This is a genomic window from Mucilaginibacter sp. P25 (genome assembly GCF_050859465.1).
GTDB lineage: Bacteria > Bacteroidota > Bacteroidia > Sphingobacteriales > Sphingobacteriaceae > Mucilaginibacter > Mucilaginibacter gossypii.
In genome coordinates, this window is sequence record NZ_CP193937.1 from 1,166,261 (window position 1) to 1,178,786 (window position 12,526).

The 12,526-nt window shown below is 45.5% G+C and carries 7 protein-coding genes and 2 pseudogenes; 3 read left to right on the forward strand and 6 right to left on the reverse strand.

Features of this window, described 5'->3' with window-relative positions:
• Positions 1 to 49 precede the first annotated feature (49 nt).
• Both ACRQ5D_RS06180 and ACRQ5D_RS06185 read right to left on the reverse strand, forming a co-directional pair.
• Complete coding sequence (locus ACRQ5D_RS06180) at positions 50 to 721, reverse strand: hypothetical protein (RefSeq protein WP_432328552.1); 672 nt, start codon at positions 719 to 721, stop codon at positions 50 to 52.
• Positions 696 to 848, reverse strand: a complete 153-nt coding sequence (locus tag ACRQ5D_RS06185) for a hypothetical protein (RefSeq protein ID WP_432328553.1) — start codon at positions 846 to 848, stop codon at positions 696 to 698. The genes ACRQ5D_RS06180 and ACRQ5D_RS06185 overlap by 26 nt, the downstream gene beginning before the upstream one ends.
• Positions 849 to 1,281: 433 nt before the next feature.
• On the opposite strand from ACRQ5D_RS06185, the pseudogene ACRQ5D_RS06190 reads away from it, so the two are divergent.
• The 3 genes and pseudogenes from ACRQ5D_RS06190 (at position 1,282) to ACRQ5D_RS06200 (ending at position 4,949) form a co-directional block, all read left to right on the forward strand.
• A pseudogene (locus tag ACRQ5D_RS06190) lies at positions 1,282 to 3,263 on the forward strand (prolyl oligopeptidase family serine peptidase).
• Positions 3,264 to 3,294: 31 nt separating this feature from the next.
• Positions 3,295 to 4,068, forward strand: coding sequence for a GDSL-type esterase/lipase family protein (locus tag ACRQ5D_RS06195; RefSeq protein ID WP_431199254.1), 774 nt, complete (start codon positions 3,295 to 3,297; stop codon positions 4,066 to 4,068).
• Between the two features lie 11 nt (positions 4,069 to 4,079).
• Complete coding sequence (locus ACRQ5D_RS06200) at positions 4,080 to 4,949, forward strand: hypothetical protein (protein WP_432328554.1); 870 nt, start codon at positions 4,080 to 4,082, stop codon at positions 4,947 to 4,949.
• Positions 4,950 to 4,971: 22 nt separating this feature from the next.
• On the opposite strand, the gene ACRQ5D_RS06205 is transcribed toward ACRQ5D_RS06200, so the two are convergent.
• The 4 genes and pseudogenes from ACRQ5D_RS06205 to ACRQ5D_RS06220 all read right to left on the reverse strand — a co-directional run bounded on the left by ACRQ5D_RS06205 (position 4,972) and on the right by ACRQ5D_RS06220 (position 12,505).
• Positions 4,972 to 7,611: a PKD-like domain-containing protein gene (locus ACRQ5D_RS06205; RefSeq protein WP_431199257.1), complete on the reverse strand. Its 2,640-nt coding sequence runs from the start codon at positions 7,609 to 7,611 to the stop codon at positions 4,972 to 4,974.
• Positions 7,612 to 7,936: 325 nt separating this feature from the next.
• Complete coding sequence (locus ACRQ5D_RS06210) at positions 7,937 to 10,354, reverse strand: immunoglobulin domain-containing protein (protein WP_431199258.1); 2,418 nt, start codon at positions 10,352 to 10,354, stop codon at positions 7,937 to 7,939.
• Between the two features lie 346 nt (positions 10,355 to 10,700).
• Positions 10,701 to 11,396 (reverse strand): annotated as a pseudogene (trpC, locus tag ACRQ5D_RS06215) (indole-3-glycerol phosphate synthase TrpC); the annotation flags it as partial.
• Positions 11,397 to 11,941: 545 nt separating this feature from the next.
• Positions 11,942 to 12,505: an anthranilate synthase component II gene (locus ACRQ5D_RS06220; protein WP_432329721.1), complete on the reverse strand. Its 564-nt coding sequence runs from the start codon at positions 12,503 to 12,505 to the stop codon at positions 11,942 to 11,944.
• Between the last annotated feature and the right edge of the window lie 21 nt (positions 12,506 to 12,526).

Here is a 12,526-nt window from a genome sequence, read left to right on the forward strand (position 1 = left end):
ATTAAGGTTTTTTAGCCTTAAGCTTTATGCATTTCGCCTTTAGCTTCAATTAAAAAGCTTTGTACAAGCCAAATACAATTTGTCCTTCGGTAATTGGCTGTTTGGTGACTAAACGGCCTACATTAAGCGTACGCCCGGTTGTTGTTACATCATATCCCTGCGATTTAACATAATTACCTTTAAGCGATAAACCCCAGCCGGCACCCATATCAAACCTGATAGCCGCGCTGCCGCCGTAAGCAAAAGCATAGCCTTTAGCACTTTGCTGGGTAATGCTGCCGGTTTGCGCGTCAACACCGGTAACACTAATGGTTAACTGCGGTGATGTTTGGCTTTTGATAGCACCTGCCGATGCTCTTAAATCAAATGACAGGCTTCGCCATACAAAGGTGTATTGCGGGCCTACTAACAGGTTAAAGCTACGGTAACGTTTATCGGCTGTTACGGTTCCCTGGTCGGCTTTAAAATCGGTTGTATAGCCTTGCGATAATATCAGGTCGTCATCATATGAAAAATTGCTTTGGTCCTGGTATGAAAAAGTATAACCGATACCAAAATTTCTGTAGATATAATATGCTCCGTCAAGCTGGAAGGTAACGCCCTTATTTGCAAAGCCCGATTTATTATTTTTATAATCCACCTTTTGGAAATCGCTTAACGGATAAGAAATACCCATACCTAAGCCCACATAAGGTTTAAGTTTTACTTTGGTTCTCGTCATCTTTATCGTTGGTATCCTGAGCTTTTGAAGTAAATGCCAGCAGCATTAAAAGGCCTGCTGTAAAAAAGTAAGGGTTTGTTTCATGTTTGTTATTATGTAACTGTATTACCGTTAGTTGCCGCTGCATCCTTAACCGCAAAGCAAACGTGTAAAAAAACGCATTATTATTGATACTTCGGTGATAACAAGCTCCGCTTCCGGGTTAAAAATCACACGGGTTATCAACTGCAAAAAGTTAAAGGGGGTAATTTTTAATAATTTGCCCTTATTTTACAACAGTTTTTTCACGCCGCTAATATAGCCTGCCACGGGCAATTAAACAGCAACCGGGTGTAAAATTAACAACTTTTAACCTTTTGAACCGTTATTGCCTTGCGGCAATGTAACCTGAATGGCTATCTTTAGTTGCCTGTAATTTAAACAACCATGACAAAAACGTTCTGTTTATTAGCATTAGCTGTTTTATTTTGCAGCTATACACATGCACAAATGACTATAAAAACACTTCCATACCCTAAAACAAAAAAGTTGATGTTGTTGATACCTATTTTGGCACACAGGTGCCCGATCCATACCGCTGGCTGGAGAATGACCATGCCGATGATACCAAAGCCTGGGTACAGGAAGAAAATAAGGTAACGTTCAACTATCTCGATCAGATCCCTTACCGCGCCGACATTCATAAGCGCCTGGAGTTTTTATGGAACTACGAAAAGTACAGCGCCCCTGTTAAGGAAGGTAAATACATTTACTTTTATAAAAACGACGGCTTACAAAGTCAGAATGTGCTATATCGCCAATTAGGCGATAACGGCGCCCCCGAAGTTTTTCTCGACCCAAATAAATTCTCTGCCGATGGTACTACCTCTTTACAAGGCATCGAGTTTAGCAAAAACGGTGAGCTGGCAGCCTACCAGATCTCTGAGGGAGGCTCGGACTGGCGCAAGGTTATCATTATTAACACCGAAGATAAAAGCGTTGTGGGTGATACCCTGAAAGATGTAAAATTCAGCGGACTGGCATGGCATGGTACCGATGGCTTTTATTACAGCAGCTATGATAAGCCGACAGAAGGCAGCCAGCTTTCGGGTATGACACAATTTCATAAACTTTATTACCATAAGCTGGGCACACCTCAAAGTACCGATAAGCTGATCTTCGGCGGTGATAAAACCCCTCGCCGTTACATAGGCGCTTACCTTACCGAGGATGAACGCTTTTTGGTGATCACAGCCGCCACTTCAACAACCGGCAACGAGCTTTATATCCGGGACCTGAGTAAACCCGGCAGCCAGATCATTAACGTTGTGAACAATTTTGATAACCAGCACAGCGTTTTGGATAATGTGGGGAGCAAGCTTTATATCCTCACCAATATCTACTCGCCCAATTTTAAAATAGTTACTGTTGATGCCGGCGAACCGGGTATCACCCATTGGAAAAACCTTATCCCCGAAACTAAAAACGTGTTAAGCGCCACTACCGGCGGAGGCAAAATTTTTGCCGAATACCTGCAGGGTGCCACCTCGCTGATCCAGCAATATAATATGGATGGCAAACTTGAACGTACTATCCAGTTGCCATCAATAGGCTCCGCATCGGGTTTCGGCACAAAAAAAGAAGACAAGGTTACCTATTACACTTTTACAAATTATATATACCCGCCTACTATTTTTAAGCTGGATATTGAAACCGGTACCTCCGCTGTCTATAAAAAATCGGGGGCAAAGTTTGATCCTGAACAGTATGAATCAAAACAGGTGTTTTATACCTCGAAGGATAAAACAAAGATCCCAATGATCATCACCTATAAAAAAGGGACGGTACTTAACGGGCAAAACCCAACCTTGCTGTATGCTTACGGTGGTTTTGGCGTTAGCTTAACCCCTGCTTTCAGTACATCAAACATCATATTGCTTGAGCATGGAGGTATTTATGCTGTGCCTAACCTGCGGGGCGGCGGCGAGTACGGCGAAACCTGGCACCGCAAAGGCATCAAGCTAAAAAACAAAATGTGTTTGATGATTTTATTGCCGCGGCCGAATACCTTATCAAAAACAAATATACCTCCAAAGATTATCTTGCCGTTTCGGGCGGCTCAAACGGGGGCCTGCTGATTGGGGCAATGCTAACCCAGCGCCCCGATTTGTTCAAAGTAGCTTTCCCTGCTGTTGGTGTGCTGGATATGCTGAGGTATAATAAATTTACTGCCGGGGCCGGCTGGAGCTATGATTATGGTACCGCCGAAGATTCGGAACAAATGTTTAAATATCTTTATAACTACTCACCATACCATGCCCTTAAACCGGGCGTTTACCCTGCTACCATGGTTACTACCGCCGATCATGACGACCGTGTAGTACCCGCCCATTCCTTTAAATTTGCGGCACGCCTGCAGGAATACCAACAGGGAACAGCACCAACACTCATCCGCATTGAAACCAATGCCGGCCACGGAGCAGGACAAAGTACAGCCCAGCTCATCAATGGCCAGGTTGATAAATGGGCTTTCATGTTCTGGAATATGGGGATAAAGTGGTAACGATTTTTTAATTTCAATACTCAATTTATAAATGAAAAAATACCTGTTAGCTATTGTTCTGTTATTCGTTGCCTCGGCAATAACATTCGCGCAGCATAAAAAACCAAATTTAAACATCGTATTCATAGGCAACAGCATAACCCAGGGTGTGCAGCTGGCCAATCCGGCAACTGAAGCGCCGCCAGCCACGGCAGTGGCTTATCTGCAAAAACAAAAGAACCTGGGCACAGTAAGCTTCAGTAACCAGGGCCATAGTGGCTACACTACGCTCGATTTTTTGCCAGGCACAGGTACTTTTGCGAGAGTTGAAGAAGCTGCTAACGCCTTTACCAATAAGGATGCTTTACTGATATTTTCGATAAAACTGGGTACAAATGACAGTGCCATACAAGGGCCGCATGGCGCGCCTGTATCACCCGGAGATTATCAAAAAAATTTAAAGACCATAGCTGATAAACTTTTAGCCGATTTTCCAAAAGCGGTTATCATTTTCCAGCACCCGTTATGGTATAGCCCTAACACCTATAATGGCTCCAAATATTTACAGGAAGGCCTGAGCAGGTTGCAGAGTTATGTGCCGATGATAGATGAGCTTATAAAAGCATATGCAGTTACAAATCCCAAACAGGTTTTTGTGGGCGATACCAAAGCGTTCGCCTACTTCGAAAAAAATCATTTAACTGACCTCATCCCGGAGAATGGAAAACAAGGTACTTTTTATCTTCACCCCAATAAAAAGGGGGCCGAGGCTTTAGGGCAGTTTTGGGGTATGGCTATCAATAAAATAATAAAGCGTTATTTCTAAATAAACAGGCGATGGGTTACATAGCACATATCAAGATCCGGATTTTTACGGTATCGATATGTTTATTCATTTGCTCGTGCAAACCATCTGTAAAACAGCCTGCCCAAACTGGTAGCAGCCATGCGGCTGTGCCCAAATTTAAAACCATTGCTTATACTGATACCGCTTTTAAAGTAATCCATGTTTTTGTTGCCCTTTGCGATAATAAATATCAGGGAATAGTACCTGTGCCGCCCGCAATTGGAAATGGTCAGGATCCCGAAACCAATTTATATTGGGGCAGCGATAACGGTGTGCGCACCTATTTTAAAAAAAGTAAAGACTGGCAATTGCTTAAAAAACAAAAAAGAGGCCCAATAATATTGGAAAGGCTCATCTTTCGGCATCGCACAAAAAAGGTTTATTTAGTAGCCGATGCCTGGGATGGCCAGGCTATTGAAAAAACTACCGAAGATTTTTTATTTAGTTGCGCGGGCCAATTAAAGGATACCATACATTATAACAGACGGGTTATAGGCATTAATGGCAATGCGCAATTGCTGGCTTATATTGGTCATGATGGGCTGATGGACTTCAAACTACCCAACGAATTTAAAAATGCAGATAGCAAAACCCGGGATTGCATCATTTTGGCCTGTATCAGCAAAAAATACTTTGGCGATTTTATTAGTACTGCCAAAGCTAATCCCCTGCTTTTAACAACCGGGCTCATGTGCCCCGAGGCCTACACTCTCCATGATGCAATAACAGGCTATATCAATAACGAATCGCAATCAAGCATTCGGAAGCGGGCAGTTGCGGCTTATGTAAAATATCAAAAATGCAGTATCAGGGCGGCTGAAAACTTATTGGTTAACAATCAAGCGTCGGTAACTCATTAAATTGTTTGTTAATCGCATTCCATCACCTCAAAATCACTACATAGCCCGAAATAACAATGTTATTCATCTTTGTATTTACTATATAGTAGTAAGTACCGGACGGTAGCGGTTTTCCCTGGTAAGTGCCATCCCAGGGTTTAGGATAGCCTACAGAATGAAATAAAAGTTGCCCGTAGCGGTTGTAAACATCAACGGTAGAATTTTCATATGCTACTAAGCCTTTAATTTCCCAAAAGTCATTTACCCCATCACCGTTTGGTGTAAAGGTGTTACTAACGTTTATTACCGGCGAAACCTTAACCGCAACAGTGCTCTTGTTAACGCAGCCGTTTGACTTATCGGTGATTTTCAGTTGATAAATGATATCCTGATCACCTGTTACTACCGGGTTTTTAGCTGTAGGGTTATCCAGACCGGTGGCCGGTGTCCATTCATAGGTTACGTTTTCGCTGCCTACTACCGGGTTTAAAGTAATGGTATGCCCTTTTAATACATATCTTGTATCGCCGGCTGCATCTGCCTGTACTGTTGGCGGTGGAACAAAATTGATGGTGATATCATCAGTAGGCGTATGACAATTATCAGCCTGGGTTGCGGTAAGTATCAATTTAACCGAGCCTTTGGCAATATCAATCGGGTCGGGTTGAAAGGTTGGAGCGTATACATCATCCGAAGGAATAAATTTACCTAAGCCCGATGCTGAAGTCCATTTAACCGTAGTGCCCGAAAGCGGCTGGCCGCTTAACGCTACCATAGGGTTTTGGTTACAAACATTATCAATGCTTGGCGGCCCGGCATCGGCACCAGGATCCGGCGCAAACTTAAATATCACATCTTTGGATACGGCTGAACACCCATCAGGACTTGTTGATGTAAGGGTTAAAGTAACGGAACCGGCATTCTTATCTGCAGTTGATGGAAAATATTGTCCTTTCAGTTCATCCTGTTTAGAGAAAGTACCGCTGCCATTAGTACTCCAAATGCCGGTTTTATATACGCTAATCACATCGCCGGCAAGTTGTATAAATGGATCATTAACACATACATTATGCGAGGGGCCGGCATCAACAATTGGAAGCGGGTTAACTTTAACGTCTATTGGATCACTTGGCTCGCCCGGGCAGTTATTAATTATCAAATACAAATTATAAGGACCCGCGTTAGCAGCTGTGGCGTTTGGAATGGTTGTGCTTGGGCTTTGAGTTTCCAGTCTGAAATTATTGGGACCGGTCCACAAATATTTTGCACCAGCTATAGGCTGGGTTTGCAGTATAATATCATTGCCTTCGCAAACGGGGCTGTTGCTGTGCCCATCTATTTTTAATGTCTGGGGCCTTACAGTTACTGTATATTTAACTGGAGTGCCCGGACAGCCAAATGCTACAGGCGTTATGGTATAAGAAACCTGGATAGGGTTTGTTGTGGTATTAACCAGGGCTTCATTAATAGGGTTAGCAGTTTGATCGGTAACAGCAGCATTGCTGATGCCGGTGACAGCCGGCCTGCTCCATAAAAACGTAGCCGTAGATATATTGGATGTTAAAGTAAGCCCAAGTGGGGTGTTGTTACACATAACAGACGACAGCGGCGGCGGATTGGTAATTAACGCTCCCGGGTTAACCGTTACCTTAAGCGGATACGGAACTCCCGCACAGTCGCCCGTTTTAAAATTAAACATATAGGTAACTTCAACGGGCGCATTGGTAGTATTATAAAGCACCTCTTTTATGGTAGGTGACGCCTGGCCCGCTACAGCGGCATTACTGATACCCGGAACGGCCTCCCTGCCCCATGTAAAGCTTGTTGCCGGGGTGTTAAATTTAACCTCATAATTGGTGCTTGTACCATTACAAACCGGGCCTGGCGAAGCGCTTGTAACAACAGGGGTGGCATTTACCTTTACTGTGTATGTAAACACAGGCCCGGGGCAACCGTTTAAATATGGTGTTATTTTATATACCACGTCAATAGCCGCACCGTTTGCATCGTTATTTAACAGTGTTTCGGTAATTGTGCTTGATGTTTGCCCCGTTACCGCTGGGTTACTGATACCGGCAACAGCAGGGCGGTCCCATGAAAAAGTGGCGTCGGGCTGGTCGGCGGTGATCGCGTAATTTAGCGCGGTACCGCTGCATATCGGATCGCCTGTGGCGCTGCTTATTACCTGCGGGGCGGGCGTAACCGTTACCTCAACTTTAGTGCGCTCACTGATACATTCGTTAACCTTAGTTTCTACGTAATAGGTCCTGTTGATAGTTAACGGAGCTGTAGGAAAAGGGTTTCCCTGGTGTACAGGAGTTCCTCCGACGGGCACATTGTACCAGGTATAAGTACCCGTTGAGCCGCTTGCGGTGAGTATAGCAGATTGGCCTTCACAAACCGTCGCTGTGTTATTGGTGCCAACCGTAGGTGCTGCCGGAGGGGGTATAGCCTTAACCAAAACAGGGGTACGCGCACTGGTAATACCGCCCACCGTTGTCGCAACATAATAAGTAATATCGTTTAGTATTGGCGGGGTAGTAAATATCGGGCCAACCTTAAGAGGTGTTCCACCGGTAACATCGCTATACCAGCGGTATGTTCCGCCCGGCGCTGTGGCTACGAGGGTGGTTGTACTGCCTGTACAAACAGATTTACCAGGGGCCGTTGGCGCGGCAGGCACCGGGTTTATAGTTATGGTAACACTACTTGACTTTAATAGGCAAGGTCCCGCAGGATCATTAGATGTTAAAGTTAGTGTTGCAACTTTTTCTCCTGCGGCAGGGGTGTAAACAGCGTCCTTCTTTGTATCATCGGAGAATGTCCCCGCGCCATCTGTTTTCCATTTTACTGATGTAGCCCCCCTCCAAAACTGCCGGCCAATTGTACAGGATCGCCCTGCTTCACGGTTTGATCCGGACCTGCATCAATGATAACCCTATTGTAAATGGTTATAGTGTTGGTAGCAATACTTTGCGGACAGCCGCTGCTTGCGGCTATGGTATTGGTTATGGTGTACGGCCCCCGGCGCGGCTTCTCACCAGGTCAATCTCGCCGGTGCCGGGATTCTTAAATACGATATTACCGGTTGGTTCGCTGAAAACGCCGGCACTTGCCCCCGGCTGGAAAACCGGCAGCGGGTTTTTTACATCGTTACAGATAGGGGTATTATATGTAAAAGTAGCATCCGGTGTTGTAACTATGGAGATGCTTTGGCTGGCCGTTCCCGCGCATGAACCTCCATAAGTAAAGGTAATGGTATATTTTCCGGGAATACTTGCCGCCACATTGATTTCGCCGGTGGTGTTACTCACAAAAACCAGCCCGGGTGATGACGAAAAAGTACCACCGGCCGGATTAAGAATAGCAGGCTTTACATTACTTCCCGATGTACATATCGTGCCCGAAGGATACCGGAACTGGGGGTCAATAATAGATGTTATTGACACCGTGAAAGCGGTACGCGGACTAACACATGTGCCATTAACGGCCTCGGCATAAAAAGTTGTTTGTGCAAACAAAGGATCGGTAGTATAAGTGTTGCCGGTATGCACCGGTGTACCGCCTGTAGCACCAGTATACCATTGAATGGTTGCGCCCGAAGCCGGAACGCTTAAGCTGGCAGGGTCTCCGGGACATACCGTTGCAGTACCGTTAACCGTTGGGGCGGTAGGCAGTGGGGTAACCTGTACGGTTACCGGGGTACGCTGGCTGCTGCAGCCATTAGCTATACTTTGTACATAATAAGAGGTATTTGCAGTTAGCTCCGGCGTAACATAGGTGTTGCCGGTTACCAACAGGTTACCGCCGGTGGCCTGGTCATACCATTCATAGTCATCGGGCGAGCCTGTTGCTGTAAGTGTGGCCGATGTACCGGCACATATTGCCGGAACCGGTTGCACAGCAGGGGCAGGGATCGGATCAAGAACAGTCACAGTAATTGCCGACCTCTCGCTGATACATGTTCCTACCGTGGTTTGAACATAATAAGTTGTGGTGGCTGTTAAAGCGGGAGTTGTAAACGTATCGCCCGAAAATATAGAGTTACCGCCGGTGGCCGCGGTAAACCATTGAAAACTTCCGCCTTGTGCCGATGTTGCCGTTAAAGAGGCTGTTGCCCCATTACAAATTACCGGCCCGTCGGGCACCACCGGTGCATCCGGGGCAGGGGTAACAGTAATTGTTATCGGGGTACGTTCGCTTGTGCAACCGCCGGTGGTATGCTCAACATAATAAGTTTTATTACTTGTTAAAGCCGGGGTTTGAAAAGTATTGCCGGTACCAACCGAACTGCCACCTGTGGCTGCTGTATACCAGTTATATGTGCCGGTAGGCGATGGATCGGCAGTTAAGGTAATACCGGTGCCATAACAGGCAGACGGTGACTGCGAAGGTGGCGCGGCCGGTATTTGCGTTACAGATACGGGCACCGCAATACGGTCGCTTGTGCAATCGCCTACCCGTGTTTGCACATAATAAGTTACCGCAGAGGTAAGCACCGGCGTTGTATAATCCGGACTTGAAATTAACGGCGTGCCTCCTGAAGGCACATCAAACCACTCAGCTACCCCCGAGGCATCAGCATGCAGCGTAATAGCCGATCCGGAACAAGTGCTGTAGCCACCGGCGGGAAGTACGGGAACTGCAGGTGGCGCATTGATTCGGGCAACTACAGGTATACCGGAGCTGGTACAACCTTTAATTACTGTAAAAAGATAATAAGTGGTATTTGCAAATAATGGGGGCGTTATATAGGTTGCATCGTTGCTCAATGGAGTTCCTGTTCCTGCGGAATTTGAATACCAGGCATAACTGTCGGCACCCGATGCTATTAACGTTGCGGGGCTACCATAACACACCGGATCTGCCTGAATGCCTGGCCGGCCTGTTACATTAACAACAACCGAACTTCGTGTACTGGTACAACTTCCTATAGTGGTTTCCACATAAAAAATGGTGCCCTGAGTAATTGGGCCTGTTACATATGGGTTACCTGTAAACAGGAAATTGCCACCGGCATCATACCACTGGTAAGTTCCTCCGGGAGCCGTTGCTGTTAATGTTGCCGAAGTATTGGGGCAAACAACCTGATTGGCTACCGTAGGCGGATTTGGAGAAGCTACAGCGGTAATCGGAATACTGGCAACTTTTGGCTGGCAGCCCGGGGTTTTATCACTAACCGTTACAGTATACGTTCCGGCTTTGTTTACATCAATAGATGGCGTATTTTCACCGGTGTTCCAGATATAGGTAAATGGGCCTGTACCACCCGATAGGTTAGCAGTTAACGTTACATTCTTTCCCGAACATATCGTATTAGCTGTTGAGGATATGGTTACATTCAATGTACAAACTTGACTATACCCTGCTAATGAACAAATAACCAACAGGAATAGTACAAGCAACGGCTTATTAATGTTCTTCATAAGTCTCTTTATACTCAATAAATGTGGCTGCAAGCGGCTCATTTTAACAACTCCCCTTATTGAGCACAGTTTTAAGATTGGCAAACAATACTGTTATGTTATACCAATCCGGCAATGATGTGCGCCTTTTTACGTAAAATACTAAAAATAGGTTTGATAAAACGTCAACAAAATGAACAATGATACCCAGGTGAAATTATTTATTTTATAGGTTAAAAAAATACCCGGTTAGGAAAACAACCAGGTATAAAAGAGGCACGATAGTGTACCTCATACAATTACGGGATCTGCCGGTAAGCGTTTCCCCCGGCAGCGATGTAATAATACTTTAAAGATCCGGATTGGCTTATAACAAAGCCACAAAATCACGCATAGCCTGTCCCGGATCCTGCTGCTTCATGAAAGTTTCGCCAATAAGAAAACCATTGAAACCTTCCAATTTAAGGTGCCTGATAGTTTCGGGATCGCTGATGGCGCTTTCCGAAATCTTCATAAACTCGGCGGGGATATGTTTAGCCAATTTGTAAGAGGTTTCAACCGACACGGTAAAATCGGCCAGGTTGCGGTTATTTACGCCAATGGCATCCAGGTTAGGGTTAATGCTACGTTCCAGTTCTTCGAGGTTATGTACCTCAAGCAATACGTTAAGGCCTATACTTTTGGCAAGTTTGGCCAGGGTATCAATTTCGGCAGGTGTAAGTATAGCGGCTATGAGCAGGATAATATCGGCGCCTAATGACTTGGCTTCTATCACCTGGTACTCATCTATCATAAAATCCTTGCGCAATACAGGGATGCTGTTTACCGAACGCGCTTTCACCAGATCGGCTTTGCGGCCCATGAAGAAGTTACGGTCGGTTAAAACTGAAAGTGCCGAAGCGCCGGCAGCTGCATAATCTGTTGTAACGGCGCTAACCCGCACCTTATCGTTAATAATACCTTTTGAAGGCGATTTACGCTTAAACTCGGCTATGATACCGGTACGTGACGGATCGAGCAGAAATTCTTTGAATGAATATGTTTCACGGTGAAAATGATCCGATTCTTCAAGTACGGTATATGATGTACGTTTTTTTGCCGAAGCAACCTCTCTTTTTTGTTGGCAACTATTTTATCAAGTATCGTCATAGGATCGAAGCACTAATATTTATGTTATTGCGAGGTACCAAGCAATTAGCCCACCCAACCCGCTCCAGAAGAGAGGATTTTAAATGCATTTGAAGCCTCTCTTTCTGTGGGAGATTTACAGGGGGTAATTGCTTTGTTCCTTATATTGACATCGTTGTAAGTTATTGGTTATTAAGTATATTTTTAATTAATTTTTATATCCTGTGCGTTGCCTGCGGCCCGGGCTTTTCGATGCAAGTCCTCGCCTTTCCGGCCCGCAATCCCCATCCGCGCTGTGGGCTTTACACTGCAATCCCTAACGCGGCCACTGCGCACCGCTAAGTGTCCCGCTCTCCGCAGGGTCTCTCGCAGAGGCCCCTGCGGCTTACCGCATGCATGGCCGCAGACATTAGGGTCCTCTGCGAGAGACCCTGATGGGACATTATATCAATTTTTCAAAGTTATCATTATTTCATAAAACTAAGCCTTAAGCCAGTTTTGCATCATTTCCTTACCATAATCGGTAAGGATTGATTCGGGGTGAAATTGTACGCCCCTTACATCATATTGCTTATGCTTAAGCGCCATGATAGAATTATCGGCTTCATCAATAGCGGTAACCTGCAATGAATCGGGCAGGTCATTCCCGCTTACTACCCATGAGTGGTAACGCCCCACTTTAAAGCTTTCGGGCAAACCGGCAAATAATTCTTCATCGCCATCGGTCACTTTTATCGGCGTCGCGATACCGTGCATAGGCTGGTTAAGATTGTACAGGCTCCCGCCAAATACTTCGGCAATAGCTTGCTGACCAAGGCACACACCAAATATGCTTTTGGTGGGTGCATACTTTGCTATTACATCCAGCAGTAAACCAGCCTCTGAAGGAATCCCCGGTCCCGGCGATAGGATGATCTTATCAAAAGCATCTACATCCTCAATAGCAAACTGATCATTTCTCCAAACCTCGCATTCCAGGCCGAGCTCGTTAACCAAATGCACCAGGTTATAGGTAAAGGAATCGTAATTATCTATGATCAGAATCCCCCCGCCCCCTAAAGGGGG